This is a genomic window from Streptomyces sp. NPDC001668 (assembly GCF_042893155.1).
GTDB lineage: Bacteria > Actinomycetota > Actinomycetes > Streptomycetales > Streptomycetaceae > Streptomyces.
This window is the reverse complement of record NZ_JBIAUQ010000014.1, coordinates 111,792-123,333: the sequence shown is the minus strand read 5'-3', so window position 1 is coordinate 123,333 and position 11,542 is coordinate 111,792. Positions and strand designations below refer to the sequence as shown.

11 protein-coding genes are annotated in these 11,542 nt (G+C 69.2%); 7 read left to right on the top strand and 4 right to left on the bottom strand.

Annotation, left to right across the window (positions count from 1 at the left end):
• Window positions 1-104: 104 nt before the first annotated feature.
• The 5 genes from ACFYZ8_RS33815 (at window position 105) to ACFYZ8_RS33795 (ending at window position 4,588) form a co-directional block, all read left to right on the top strand.
• Window positions 105-986 carry an amino acid--tRNA ligase-related protein gene (locus ACFYZ8_RS33815; RefSeq protein ID WP_389050454.1) on the top strand — a complete coding sequence of 294 codons (882 nt, stop codon included), beginning with the start codon at window positions 105-107 and terminating at the stop codon, window positions 984-986.
• Between the two features lie 40 nt (window positions 987-1,026).
• Window positions 1,027-1,869: a TauD/TfdA dioxygenase family protein gene (locus ACFYZ8_RS33810; RefSeq protein ID WP_389050452.1), complete on the top strand. Its 843-nt coding sequence runs from the start codon at window positions 1,027-1,029 to the stop codon at window positions 1,867-1,869.
• Between the two features lie 73 nt (window positions 1,870-1,942).
• Complete coding sequence (locus ACFYZ8_RS33805) at window positions 1,943-3,058, top strand: hypothetical protein (RefSeq protein WP_389050449.1); 1,116 nt, start codon at window positions 1,943-1,945, stop codon at window positions 3,056-3,058.
• On the top strand, window positions 3,055-3,549 hold the full coding sequence (locus tag ACFYZ8_RS33800) for a GNAT family N-acetyltransferase (RefSeq protein WP_389050447.1): 495 nt from the start codon (window positions 3,055-3,057) through the stop codon (window positions 3,547-3,549). Before ACFYZ8_RS33805 ends, ACFYZ8_RS33800 begins: the two co-directional genes overlap by 4 nt.
• A gap of 82 nt (window positions 3,550-3,631) precedes the next feature.
• A complete protein-coding gene (locus tag ACFYZ8_RS33795; RefSeq protein ID WP_389050446.1) occupies window positions 3,632-4,588 on the top strand; it encodes a phosphotransferase family protein in 957 nt (318 codons plus the stop codon).
• A gap of 170 nt (window positions 4,589-4,758) precedes the next feature.
• Here the strand turns inward: ACFYZ8_RS33795 and ACFYZ8_RS33790 are convergent, their stop codons facing one another.
• The 4 genes from ACFYZ8_RS33790 to ACFYZ8_RS33775 all read right to left on the bottom strand — a co-directional run bounded on the left by ACFYZ8_RS33790 (window position 4,759) and on the right by ACFYZ8_RS33775 (window position 9,115).
• Window positions 4,759-5,955 carry a methyltransferase domain-containing protein gene (locus ACFYZ8_RS33790; protein WP_389050444.1) on the bottom strand — a complete coding sequence of 399 codons (1,197 nt, stop codon included), beginning with the start codon at window positions 5,953-5,955 and terminating at the stop codon, window positions 4,759-4,761.
• Window positions 5,956-5,972: 17 nt separating this feature from the next.
• Window positions 5,973-6,869 (bottom strand): radical SAM protein, encoded by an 897-nt coding sequence (locus ACFYZ8_RS33785; protein WP_389050441.1) that lies wholly within the window; start codon window positions 6,867-6,869, stop codon window positions 5,973-5,975.
• Window positions 6,870-6,950: 81 nt separating this feature from the next.
• Complete coding sequence (locus ACFYZ8_RS33780) at window positions 6,951-7,166, bottom strand: hypothetical protein (RefSeq protein ID WP_389050439.1); 216 nt, start codon at window positions 7,164-7,166, stop codon at window positions 6,951-6,953.
• Between the two features lie 167 nt (window positions 7,167-7,333).
• The gene (locus ACFYZ8_RS33775) at window positions 7,334-9,115 is read right to left on the bottom strand and encodes an NUDIX domain-containing protein (RefSeq protein WP_389050437.1); all 1,782 of its coding nucleotides are present in this window, start codon (window positions 9,113-9,115) and stop codon (window positions 7,334-7,336) included.
• A 1,025-nt stretch (window positions 9,116-10,140) separates the two neighbouring features.
• Between ACFYZ8_RS33775 and ACFYZ8_RS33770 the strand changes: the two genes are divergently transcribed.
• Together ACFYZ8_RS33770 and ACFYZ8_RS33765 are read left to right on the top strand one after the other, a co-directional pair.
• A complete protein-coding gene (locus tag ACFYZ8_RS33770) occupies window positions 10,141-11,034 on the top strand; it encodes a phosphotransferase (protein ID WP_389050435.1) in 894 nt (297 codons plus the stop codon).
• Window positions 11,031-11,507: an NUDIX domain-containing protein gene (locus ACFYZ8_RS33765; RefSeq protein ID WP_389050432.1), complete on the top strand. Its 477-nt coding sequence runs from the start codon at window positions 11,031-11,033 to the stop codon at window positions 11,505-11,507. Before ACFYZ8_RS33770 ends, ACFYZ8_RS33765 begins: the two co-directional genes overlap by 4 nt.
• Window positions 11,508-11,542: the final 35 nt, after the last annotated feature.

The following is an 11,542-nucleotide window of genomic DNA, read 5'->3' as shown; positions in this document are numbered from 1 at the left end:
ACTGAGACGGCCGACTAGCGTGCCGCTGCCGACGAGGCGCCGCAGGCCGATCCCGGCGCAACGCGTGCAACATCCACCACGCCCCCTGGACCAAGGAGTGCTGCGTGTCCGGTGATCCGATCGCCCTCAAGTCGGATGTCCTCTTCGCCCTCCGTGCCACCCTCCGCGCCGAAGGTTTCCGTGAGGTCATCACGCCGGTCGCCCGCCGTGCCGATCTCGGAGCCGGCCGACGGGCGCCGGTCGACCTGGACGGCGGCCGGTACCTGCGAGCCATGATCGGCCCGGCGCTGCGGGTGAACCTGGAACACCACCCGCGCGTCTTCGAGATCGGCCCCTGCTTCAGGCCGGAGAAGGCAGACAGCCTCCACGGGTGCGAGTTCACGATGCTCGACCTCTACGCGGCCGGCCAAGACTTCGCGTTCCTCATGGACCTGGCCACGCGGCTGGTTGTGCCCCACATCGCCTACACGCCCGTGCAGATCTCCGTCGTCGACCACATCCGCGACGTCTTCGGTGTCGACCTGCGGCGCGAGACCATCGGTGACCTGCCAGCACGCATGGCCGCCCGCCTGGGCCTGGCCACCGAGACACCGTTCAAGGAGACCCTCGGCCACTTCATCGAGCGGGAGCTGGAGACCCGCAGCGCGAACTCGGCCGTCTTCCTGACCGACTACCCGCTCGGTGGAGACGAGCCGTGCGCCCGCCTCACACCAGGCACCACGGCCCAGCTCAACCGGTTCGAACTCATCGTCGACGGCATCGAGGTGGTCCACGGCTACGAGGACGAGCCCGACGGCGCAGCATTCGCCCAGCGGGCCAAGGAGGTTGACCTCTACGACCAGGAACAGCGCCTTGCCTGGGAAGCGATCGATGCCGGCCGCGTTCCGGCGGCCAGCGTCGGTCTGGGCATCGGTATCGAACGGCTGTGCATGGCAGCGTCCGGCGTGAAGGACATCAGCCAGTTCCAGCAGTCGTCGCAGTTCTGAACATCCCCGCTGGCAGCGAACCGAACTGGAGGATCCGGCGATGCCTCTGCCGCTCCACCCACTTCCCGGTGTCTTCGGCGCCGAAGCCACCGTCGATCTCACCGCTCCGGGGAACCGGGGCCTCTCCGCTGACCTGCTGCAGGCCCTGCACGATCACCGGCTGCTCGTCATCCCCGGCCAGCACCTCAACCACGCCGATCTCCTCGCGGCCGCCGCGCACTTCGGCCCGGTGGACACCCACGTCGACCGCCGCTACGCCGTCGGCGGCTTCCCCGGCCTCACCACGATCAGCAACATCACTGAAGACGGAACTCACGTCGGCGTCTACGACGGAGACAACGAGGAGGAGTGGCATGCGGACAACAGCTTCAAGCCCGAGCTGACCCGGGCAACCCTGCTGTACTCGGTCATCACCCCCGCCCAGGGCGGCGAGACGCGGTTCGCCGACGCCACCCGCGCCTACGCGGACCTGCCCGCAGAGTTGAAGGAGAGGATCGCGCACCTACGCGCGGTCCACTCGATCCAGCAACTCGCACAACTGCAGAGCCGGGCCAGCGGCGGCCAGTCCTCCACTGCGGCCGGCAGCCTGGCAACTCATCCGGAAGTCGAGCACCCGCTCGTTCTGGCTCATCCCGTCACCGGCGCCGGATCACTTCTGCTCGGCAGCATGGTCGTCAAGTACATCGTCGGCATGGACCCGGACGAGAGCAGGGCACTGCTCGCCGACCTGCTGGCCCATACGACCAGCTCCCCCTACGTCTACACCCACCGCTGGAGGCCGGGCGACCTCGTCGTCTGGGACAACCTCGCCACCCTCCACACCGCCTCACCCTGCGACAGCTCCCGCCACCGCCGGCTTCTCTACCGCGCCTCGGTCCGCTAACCGCGTCAACCGCCCACCCCGGCGGTCGGCGCGATCCAGCCGCTGTGTCGTACGCCGCCGCTATGGTGCGGACATGGCCGAGACGGAGCATGCGCTCAGCGAGACCCGAATCCGACGGATCGGCGGGGAGGTGCGCGCGGTCTGCCCCAGCTTCGACGCCGAGGCTTTCGCCAGCGAGGTCCTGGCCGACCTGCCCCGCCTCAAGCTCAAGGAGCGGATCGCCCGCACGAGCCAGGCTCTGGCAACCCACCTTCCCGCCACCGGCCTGCAGGCGGTCGAGATCCTGCTGCGGTCGCTGCCCGCCAGCCCGGAGGAAGCCGGAGCGGACTCAGACTTCGGCCTCTACATCTACGCGCCGCACTCCGACTACGTCGCCCGTCACTGCCGGACGCGCGAAGACCTTGAGCCCGCGCTCGACGCGCTGAGGCGCATGACCGCGTACTTTTCGGCCGAAGACGCCATGCGGTACTTCCTCCGTGATTTCCCCGACGCGACGCTCAAGGTCATCGAGTCGTGGACGGAGGATCCCGACCACCGGGTGCGCCGCCTGGCGAGCGAATGCACCCGCCCGCGGCTGCCGTGGTCCATCAAGGTCCCTCTCGCCGTCGACGCTGGCCTCCCGCTGCTCGACCGGCTCTGCGATGACACCAGCCGGTTCGTGCGGCAGTCGGTGGCCAATCACCTTCACGACATCGCCGAGGAGGACCTCGGCCTGGTCCTCGACACACTCGGCCGCTGGAAGACGGCCGGCCGCCTCAAGGACAGGGAGTTCGACTTCGTTGCCCGTGAGGCGCTGCGCACTCGGCTGAAGGCGGGTGATGACGCCGCCTACGAGTTCCTCGGCTACCCGAGCAACCCACCGGTGGAGGTCTCCCCCATCCGTCTTGAGCGCACCCAAGTGGCCATCGGTGACAGCCTGGTGTTCTCCGCAGACCTGACGGCAGTGGCGTCGGCGAAGCTCCGGGTGAACTACGTGATCTCCTCACCCACCAAGACGAACAAGCGCAGGGAGAAGGTCTACGTCCTGAAGACGACGGCCGTCCAGACCGGGCAGACCACCACTCTCAGCAAACAGCACTCCCTGCGCTCCACGGCCACCGTGCCGCTCGTGCCCGGCAGCTATACCCTCAAGCTCCAGGTCAACGGCCGCGGGTTCGGTGAGACGGAGTTCCAGGTCCTCGCGGGATGACAGCGCCCACAGCTCCTCCCCGGCCGCCATTCCCGTGGTCCATCGCTCCGGCGTCCTATGGCTCCCCGGCCGTGCAGCGGATGCTCAGGGACTTCCGCGCATCACAGGTCGCCCTCTACGGGTACGCCGACGACCGGTCCGATACGCCGCCTGACGAATTCGTGCCGCCCCGCGGACTGTTTCTCCTGGCCTGTGCTCCCGCTGGCCGACCGCTGGGCTGCGGAGGATGGCATCTCCTAGGCCCAGGCGTCGGTGAGATCAAACGGATGTACGTCCAGCCGGAGGCCCGCGGCCGCACTCTCGGCCGACAGATCCTCCGCTCCCTGGAGGACGACGCCCGCGCCCACGGCCTTGACCACATCCAGCTCGAGACGGGCGCTCTCAATCGGGCGGCCCTCGCACTGTATGGAGCGCACGGATACGTGACGATCCCTCCCTACCGAGCCGGCCGCAACCCGAAGATCAACCGTGCGCTGCGCAAGGCCCTGTGACTTCGAGAACTACACCGCAGCCACCGAGCCCGCCGCGCCCCCAGCCAGCTACGCCGACCACCAGGTCCACGGAGTACCCCGCATGCACACCACGTGCCCCGCCCCTCCCATCGCTCTACTCGCCGAGCTGCGCGACGCCCGCACCGGCAGCGAAGACCGCCTCACGGAAGCACTGGAGCACCACGGCCTGCGCCCACTCACTGGCGGCTTCCAAAACCACGTCTACGCCTGGGACGACCCGCGTCACGGGCCGATCTGCCTCAAGCTCTACGCCAAGGGCAACCAGCGCCGCCGCGTTGACCGCGAGTGGGCAGCCCTGACCCTGCTCGCCAAGCACGACGTCAGCGACGTCCCCCGCCCGCTGTGGCTCGACACCAGCGACAGCGTCCCCGCCATCGGCATGACGCTGCTGAAGGGCACACCCCTCCTGGAGAGTACCGACCGCGAAGCCGCGCTCACGAGCCTGGCTCCCACCACACACCGTCTGCAGAGGGTGCCCCTGACGGGTCTGCTCGCCGAACTCGAGCGCATCGACTCCGGCGCCCACTACATGAAGCGGCTCACGGCCAGCTGGCCGCAGCTCCTCGCATGCCACGAAGACGACCCCCTGACCGCCGCGATGCGCACCCTGCTCACCGCCTGGCACGACGCTGGCGACGCCGAACTCCTGAACAAGAACACGGCCCCACCCGTGTTCTCCCGCGGCGACTCCAACCTCCTCAACTGGCTACACCACGGCGCCACGAGTCCCTGCGTCGATTTCGAGTACAGCGGGTACAGCACGGCCTTTTTCGACGCCGCCGACCTGATCGAGCACATCAGCGCCCGCGATATCCCCGACGCCACCTGGATGGCGCTCCTGCCCGACCTCGGCATCACGCCCGCCAACCGGCACCTGTTCCTCGCCGCCCAGCGCACCTGCGCCCTGCGCTGGCTGGCCGTGCTGTGGAAGCAACGCCACGCCCGGGCGCCAGAGTTCGAAACTCAGCACGCCCGCGTACGGCTCCTGCAGCGCTCCGACAACCCCTGGCACGGCTGAGCACGCCCCGCCACGCCGCGGCGGTCCCAGTCTTCGGCGAGAGACGACCGCCTGCCCCTGGCGCCGTCCTGCCTGCGCCCGTAGGCCGTGAAAGCCGCGCGATTGCTCGTCTAGATCGTTGATCGTGTTCATGCGCTCACCTGCGGGAGACACCGAGGACCAGGTCCCGATCACTGGGCGGGCACGCTGGTCGCGCCGCTGATGGTGGACGACCAGCCCTTTCGGGAGAAAGTGACCGCTCCGTCGGGGGAGATGGTCACCTTGGCGCCGCGGATGGGAAGGTCGCCGTCGACGACGAGCCATGTGCGGATGCGGTCCAGCTCGTCCCAAAGCCGCCGGGACCCGCCCTGGTGCACGGTCGGGGATTCCCTGCGGCCGGCAGCCGTGGCGCGTGCCCAGGAGCCGTCCGCGTGGAGCATGTAGATAGTCCGGGTGCCGTCTTCCGCTGTGTGCTGGCGGTGGTCGATGCCGGGCACGAGGAGTTCGAGGGTGGAGCGCACGTCCCAGGTGTCCGGCACGTACATCAGCGGGTAGCGGCTTGTCGTGATGCTCTCGCCCTCAGCGTGCTGGGCGGTCTGCCACAACGGCGGGTTCTCCGGGAAGGTGTCGTCGTAGTCCTCGCCGTGCCGCGCGGACATGAATCCAGCCGCCTCCGGCGCGACGCGCCCGACGGCGCCGCCATCGGAGGTCTTGTCCGCGACGATGACCAGCCCGGTGTCGGCGATGGTGGTCACCAGTCGTCCGCCGGGGGCGAGCGACTCCAGCCACGAGGTGGGCACGGCCGGCACGGAGACGGTGGAGATGATCCGGTCGTAGCTGCCCCCGGGCAGGTCACCGGTCAGGTCACAGACCTCGACGCGCGGATGGTGGCCAGCCTCGGCCAGCCGCTTGCGTGCCGCCTGCACCAGATACGGATCGACGTCCACGCTCGTGACCTGGTCCTCGCCGAGACGAGCGCAGGCCAGAGCGGTGCCGTATCCACTGCCGCAGGTCACCAGCAGGCGGGAGGTGTCGCTGATCCACGCGGCCCGGTACATCATCAGCAGCAGGGCGGGCAGCGTGGAGGACGAGGTGGAACGGCCCGCTCGCCCACGGGGGAGAATCTGGCTCATCTCGGCGTGGTCGGCGTGCCGAGGCCCGACGCGAGTGACGAGAGTGGTGTCGGCGTACACGTCCCGCAGCCACGCCTCGGAGTCGCCCGGGCCGTCGCGCAGCTTCCACACCTCGCCCTCGCTGCTGGTGGCCCTGGCCCACCACCGCGGCACGAACACGTGCCGCGGCGTGGTGGCCAGCGGCTGATACCAGCGTGACTCGGGTCGGTTCACTGTGCTGGCGGCCAGCCGCTGTGCTGCTGATTCCCAGTCCATCAGGAAGGTCCTGCCTTTCAGCCCGCAGAGCTCGGGATCGCGCTGTCGTCGGCGGGGGAACATGTCCCGCCGCCCCCACTGCTGTCGTCGTTGGGACCGCAGTCTGGGCCGCACGGGTCGTGGCGGCCGGCCGGGATATTCGCGGCGACCTGCTGCCACTGCGGCGAGCTGAAGACCCGCTCTAGCGGTGCGTCCTTGATATGCCCGGCCGGGAGGAAACGGCCGAGTACGCAGGGGGTGACGGTGCCGTCCGACAGGATCGCGGCGATGCCGGTGGCGCATCGGCCGCACAGCTCGGACGTGGACGGCAGGCCGGCGCCCTTGGCCGCGTTGCCGACGCCTCGGACCCGGTCGATGTGCACGTCCGTGATGCCCAGCTCTTCCAGTTCCGCGCGGGCTTCCTCGACGCGCTGTCCGTCACGCACGTCAACGATGCCTACCCGTACGCGGATGCCGCGGCGGTGCGCCTCGATGATGTTCGCGCGAGTCGCGGCGTGGGAGCCTGTGCGCCCGGTCACCTCGTCGTGTCCATCGTCGGTGTCGGCGTAGTAGGACGTCGCCAGGGTGATTCCGGACCGGGTGAAAAGCGCCCAGTGCTCCGGGCGGACGCGGTACAGGTTGGAGTAGACCTCAACCCCGAGCCGTTTGGCGAGGGCATGTTCCACGAGTTCGACGAAGTCGGGGTGAAGCGTGGGTTCTCCGCCGATGAGCTGGATCTTCTTGACGCCGAGTGCCGCGGCCTCGCTGATGACCCGCTTCCAGTCCTCGCCCGTCATGACGCCGTGCCCCTGGGTCGGGCCCGCTTGGGCGTAGCAGTGCGTCTGGCACATGAGCTGACAGCGGCGGGTGATCTCCAGCTCAAGGAAGCCGGGGATAAGGGGAGTTGTCGTCGGGGCTTCGGGTGTGATCGTCACGGGCCGTTCCCTTCGGTCGTGTTCCACGGTGGACCGGCCGCCCCCTTCGCAGGAAGGAGTCCGGCCAATCCTGCGGTGTTTCTACTCGGAGAGGAGGTCCTCGACGGTCTTGGCGAGCAGCTCGGCCGACGCAGCGCTGTCGTGAGTCAGGACGAGGGCGCGGCGCGGTAGCGGGGCGAGCCGGTCGGCGATTGCGGGGGTAGAGGTCTCCGTGGATGAGGGTGTCGGGCTGCTCGTGGCCCAGTTCGTGACACCCCCGTGCGCCACGTCGCCGTCCGGCACGCAATCCCAGCGCATGAGCAGCTCGTCCACAATGGTCGGCAGTCCGGCGAGTCACGCAGCGCCGGACTCGCTCTCGCGGGCGATGGTGCTGCATGCGAACTGCTCTGGCAGGTGATCACAGTGGCCCCGGGTTCAGGATCACGGATTTCGGTCCGCGCGCGTGCGGGGTGGTGCCGTGTACCTCATGACAGCGGATCGTGCGAGTCCAGGAAGGCTTTCAGCTCGGGGTTGGTGGACGGCAGCTCACTGGTGTCACCAACCCACTGATGGCGCTTGTGCTCGCTCAGGGCGATCGGCCCGGGCTTGTCGACGGTGACCGTGAACAGGAACTTCCGGCCAATGCGGCCGCGGCCGTCGGTGTAGTCGAAGTAGCCCAGGTACCGGTCGACACTCTGGAGGGCCAGGCCGGTGTCCTCGGCGACCGTACGGATAAGGCAGTCCAGGATGGACTCGTTCTTCTCGCGCAGCCCGCTGGGGATCTCCCACACGCCTCCGGGGTCGTTGCTCGGGTTACGCCCCACGATGAGGAATCGCCCGTCGTGGACGATGACACCTGCGGCGCCCAGGTCGCAGATTCCGTCCGCGCGGGCCTGGGCTTCAAGGTCGGCGGATAGTCCGCTGAGGGCCGCGTGCCGGGCAAGTGGGCTCATCGGCAGTCCGCGCATGTCTTTGGGGTCGATGAAGGCGAGCGCGGTGCCCTCGGTCAGCACCAGCGTCTCCGGGTCACCGTCCCACCGGCCACGGAAAACGTAGGTGAGGTGCCCGTCGTCGGCGGTGTGGGTCAGCAGGTGCTCGAGCGGCACGTCCAGACCGATCTCTTCACGGATTTCTCGGCGAATCGTGCCGAGGGGGCCGACGTCTTCGGCTTCCGGCTTGCCGCCGTTGGGTGACCAGGTGCGGGGCCAGCAGGTCTGTGGCCTGTTGTCCCGCAGGTGCATGAGCAGGTGTCCGGCCGTGTTGCTGATCAGTGCGAGGGTTCCGTAGCCGTACGGAGCCGGCTTGGGAGTGATGAGGTCCAGCACGCGCCGGGTGTCGGCCTTCACGGAGGCGTTCATCGGGAGCCAGTCGAAGTCCTCCGGCCCGATGAAGGCGAGCGCGGTGCCCTCGGTCAGCACCAGCGTGTCCGGGTCACCGTCCCACCGGCCGTGGAAGACGTGGACGGGATAGCCGTCGGAGTCGACGGTGAACATGGGAGTCAGCTCGACGCCGCGGAGGCCGACTTCCTCGTACAGCTCGCGGACGCCGGTTGCGTGCGGTCCGGTGTCTTGCGGCTCGGCTCCGCCGCCCATGGGTGTCCAGGTGCCGGGCGCCCAGATTCCTTCGATGTCGTCGCGTAGATGCATGAGCACCTTGCCGGCCTGGTTCGTGATGACCACGAGGGTGCCGTACGGGTCCTCCTCGGCGGGCCGGTCTGGCTGCGGCCGGCCCAGGGCGGTGAGGACGCGGGCCCGCAGCACCGGGTCGCCCAGCTGCGAGGGACCGCACCACTGAGCGCCCGCCACCTCTTCGGCCTGCAAGGTCACCTCCGCCGTTCCCCGGGTCCGGAAGAGGTAGCGGATGTCGAAGTGCGTGTGCGCGGGTTCCCCTTTGTCGGGGCGGGCCTCGATCGTGTGGACGTCGATGTGGATCGGTTCGCCGCCGCTGTACGGCTCCAGTGCGGTGACGCCTGTCTCCTCGCCGATCTCACGCCGCACGGCGTCCAGCACCGTGCGGTCGCTCGGCTCACAGTGTCCGCCGGGCTGGATTCGCCGCCCCGAGGCGCGGTGGTGGATCAGCAGGACTTCGTCCGCCTCGTCGACCACGACGCCCGATGTGGTCACGTGCCCCGCGTAGTCGGTGCGCCGGGTGACGTCATGGCCGGCGGCGACGCGGTCGAGCAGCGGCTGCAGCAGCGCCTGCTCGTCGGGGTACCGGCGCAGGTAGCCGGTCACGACGTCGTGAATGTGCGCCGCGGGAATGCCCATGCTGCTCGTCAACTCCTCGGAAATTGCGGCCTGCTCGCGGCCCTGGTAGCGCGGAGTGCGAAGGCGCTTCGGACCGCAGCGCCGAACCTGTCGGCGCGTCGCCTCCGTGAGTGCGCACCGCGCTTAGAGCACGGGCTCCAGCGGTGGATTGCGAGGTGCTGATGCTAGCCGCCGACCTGCCGTGTCAGGGGTCGGCCATCCCGGTCAGGACGCCGGCCGGCGCCACGGTTCGGGCAGATCCAGCCATCTTGGCAGCCGCTCAACTTCGCGGTTCGGCGGCCTGGTTCATGAATCCTTTCTTCGTGCGTTTGCGCAGGTCATCGGGCCGGGCCGCGGCAGTCGGTCCGTCGTCGAACGGTCGCTCGGATTGTCCGGATCGCAGCCTGGGGCCCCGCCGATTGTCAGTGCCGTGCCCGAGGGTTCCTCCCGCACTCCACATCCAGGGCTCGATGTCGCCTGCCACGGATGTGGCGGCGCTGCCACGAGACCGCAGATCCGGAGGAACGCGTTGACAGCCAGCAGAGCGGAGCAGCGTCCGCTGTCTCCCCGTGCTCCGGACGGCCGCCACTGCGCCTGCAGAGCGTGCCGAGCGCCGCCGCGCCCCGCCCGACAGGCCGGGCCAGCGGCTCAGGCACGGCCGACGCCGCGCACACGTGATCCATCCGGCGCGCGTGCCGGAGGCGAGCTTGGTCGCTTGCCGCAATCGCTCAATCAGGTGACGACCCCCTGTGCGAGTGATCGAACAGCACGTCACGGCCGCATCACCCAGTCCCCGCACGGGTCGCCCAACATGCTCGAACTTTTGACCGACACTTCGCCTCCGCTTGCCCGTAACGGCCTTCCCAGCAGCCGAGTTGTTGTGTCGCCCATGCCACCCGCTCTTCCCAGGAGGTAGTCATGAATCCCGTCCCCGCCCACACCCCCGTCCCTCCTGCCTTCGAACAGCGGGTCCACCTCGCGCACGCCATGGCCGCCGGCCGTGCCTTCGCCGCGGATCCGTCACGCCCGGAACCGAGGTGGGGGGCATGAGCGTCACAAAGCCGATTCCACCCGCCCTCCTGCAGTGGGCCCAGACTGTCGTCGGCCCGGTGCACCTGGTGCGCGATGTCTCCCGCGACCGCGCCAACTCCCGTGTGTGGATGCTGACCTGTGCCACCTCGATCGTTTTCGTGAAGCTGGCACCGAATGCGACGTCCTTCGGCCGCGACACCCGCGCCCTGCGGGAAGTGGCGCCAGGCATGGAGCCGGGCACCGCACCTCTGCTGCTGGCTGCCGAACCGCAGCAGCTGGCCCTGCTGCTGTCGGTAGTACCCGGCCGCATGGTGACGTCGCTCCGCGTCCGCCCCGCCGAGCAGCGCATGCTGCACCGGTGGGCTGGCGTCTGGCTGCGGCGCTTTCACGGCGGCCTCGGAGAGCTGTCGGCCCAGGACCACGCGGACGCCGCTGCCGAAGTCGCACGTACCGCCGACGGGTGCGAGAGGCATCTGGACCGGGCCCGGGACCTGATCAGCCCGCAGGACCGGCGGACCGTCCGCTGGTATGCGGCCGCGCTTGGCCGGCTCGGGCCGCTGGCCGCCGGCTACATCCACGGCGACTTCCAGGAGCGCAACTGGCTGCTCGACCGCGGCCCCGCGGCCTCCGTCTTCGGCGCGGTGGACCTGGAACGTGCCCGTCCGCACGCTGCGGTCGCTGACCTCGTCCCCCTCGCCTGCGGATCCTGGGTCGGCCGTCCCGACCTTCAGCGAGCGTTCTTGGACGGCTACGGCCGCGCGCTCACCGCCGAGGAGCGATGGGCATTGCGCTGCCTGTGCGTGCTGGACGCGGCAAGCGACATCGCCTGGGGTGTGCCCAACCACGACCTGGAGATCGTCGAACGCGGGCGGGCCACCCTGGCCCGGCTGGAGGTGCAGGCCGCATGAGTAAGGAGCACTTGAGCCCGGCGAATGTCATGGTGCTGGTCCAGCGTGACGACGGGCGGATTCTGGCGGTACGGCACAGCAGCACGTCCAAGACCTCTCCGAACCAGGTCACTGTGATCGGCGGGAAGTTGGAGAGAGACGAGTTCCTCGATGAAGGCGCGCTCCGCGAACTGCACGAGGAGGCCGGTGTCCGAGTCGCCCATGAGGACCTGGAGTTCTGCCAGACGGTCCACTATCGAGGTCCCGACGGGCTGCGCGTGATCGGTGTGGTGTTCACCGCGCAGCGGTGGCAGGGCGAACCACGCAACGCCGAGCCGCACAAGCACAAGTCGATCTTGTGGATCGATCCCGGAAATCCGCCCGCCGACTGCCACCCCTACACACGGCAGGTCCTGGCGAACTTCATGGCGGGGCGTCTCTACGGGAACATCACCGTCCCGGCCAGCGGGGGTGGGCATGACGGCCTCTCCTGAGCCCGCCCCGCGCCCGGCTCTCGGCTCCACACCGC

Coding starts and splice junctions, on each gene's coding strand:
- ACFYZ8_RS33810 (WP_389050452.1), top strand. CDS start 1,027: ATGCCTCTGCCGCTCCACCCACTTCCCGGTGTCTTCGGCGCCGAAGCC.
- ACFYZ8_RS33805 (WP_389050449.1), top strand. CDS start 1,943: ATGGCCGAGACGGAGCATGCGCTCAGCGAGACCCGAATCCGACGGATC.
- ACFYZ8_RS33800 (WP_389050447.1), top strand. CDS start 3,055: ATGACAGCGCCCACAGCTCCTCCCCGGCCGCCATTCCCGTGGTCCATC.
- ACFYZ8_RS33795 (WP_389050446.1), top strand. CDS start 3,632: ATGCACACCACGTGCCCCGCCCCTCCCATCGCTCTACTCGCCGAGCTG.
- ACFYZ8_RS33790 (WP_389050444.1), bottom strand. CDS start 5,955: ATGGACTGGGAATCAGCAGCACAGCGGCTGGCCGCCAGCACAGTGAAC.
- ACFYZ8_RS33780 (WP_389050439.1), bottom strand. CDS start 7,166: ATGCGCTGGGATTGCGTGCCGGACGGCGACGTGGCGCACGGGGGTGTC.
- ACFYZ8_RS33775 (WP_389050437.1), bottom strand. CDS start 9,115: ATGGGCATTCCCGCGGCGCACATTCACGACGTCGTGACCGGCTACCTG.
- ACFYZ8_RS33770 (WP_389050435.1), top strand. CDS start 10,141: ATGAGCGTCACAAAGCCGATTCCACCCGCCCTCCTGCAGTGGGCCCAG.
- ACFYZ8_RS33765 (WP_389050432.1), top strand. CDS start 11,031: ATGAGTAAGGAGCACTTGAGCCCGGCGAATGTCATGGTGCTGGTCCAG.